General features: G+C 45.5%; 1 protein-coding gene. It reads left to right on the top strand.

The features are described from left to right. Positions 1-189, top strand: a 189-nt coding sequence (locus tag GY843_RS00515; RefSeq protein WP_297305760.1) for a hypothetical protein, incomplete at its 5' end; no start/stop codon positions are given. Positions 190-1033 lie beyond the last annotated feature (844 nt).

The raw sequence follows: 1033 nt of genomic DNA, 5'->3' as shown, positions 1-1033 counted from the left end.
GGGACGGGGTATGCTCGGGGCCTGCATGGCTACTCAAGCACTCCGCGTGGATACAGTCAGCCACAATTCCCTCATTATGACAACCAGCAGTTCCAATGCAGTGGATATCAGCAGATGGTCCTGGCTATTATTGGGGCTGCCGGCCGAAGGCTGGGGTGGCCCCCTATAGTAATGATGTTAGATAGTTAGGTCCGAGTTCCGATATGTGCATAGTGTGGTGTCATGCCGATAGTGTACATAGGAGTTTGTAATGATTCATTGCCTGTGTATGCATTAATTGAACTTCGCGCCTAGTAAGGCGACACATGTAAATTTTCGTGTGTTTCCTGCCCTACTGTTTTCGCCCGTTTGGATCGTTCTTGTTTTCCTATCCACTGCTCATTTTCTGCTTGCTTCGCTTGGTTGGTTTTGTAATTGCTCTGCTCAGTAAAGTTCATTTAAACTCAGCCCCAACATTACATATAGGCAACAAGCGCCTGTTTTTAGTTTGTTTCTAGTTTACGTACAAGTTCTATTGAGCCTCTGATAGGAGCGTTTTGTTGTTGAGGCGCTTTGCCTGTGTATTATGTATAGCGCCATGTTCTAACGTTCTATAGATTGATTATTGTCGGGAATGGGTGCCATGTGCGGCTCCGCTCCATTATTAGTCAGCTCGCTGGTTTCTGTTTGATGCAGCAGAGCTCCATTATTACGGAAACTCTCAACAGCAGCCTTGTGCAGCCTCTTGTTTGTTTCCGTGTTCGCTTTAGCCTGTTTGATTATTGATCCATCAGTGAGAGAGTAGTCAGTTAGTGTAAGGTGTGGGACTAGACGCGAGTGGCTGCTCTCAAGCGGCTGCTCCGTGTTCGCTTACTCTCTTGATATTACTATTATTTCTGCTGCATACCTACGCGTCTTAATAAACTATTATTACGATTTGATCACACTTCGCAATTGATTACCAGTCAGACCGAAACGTATCGGGTGATCCGCGATTCTGATAGACATCCAGGTCTAAGATCTTAAGCTACTGCTTTTGAACAAAGTCCATAAG

Origin of the sequence: Neptuniibacter sp. (assembly GCF_024231755.1) — a bacterium.
Classification (GTDB): Bacteria; Pseudomonadota; Gammaproteobacteria; order Pseudomonadales; family Balneatricaceae; genus Neptuniibacter.
This window is presented reverse-complemented; position numbering and strand designations above follow the sequence as displayed.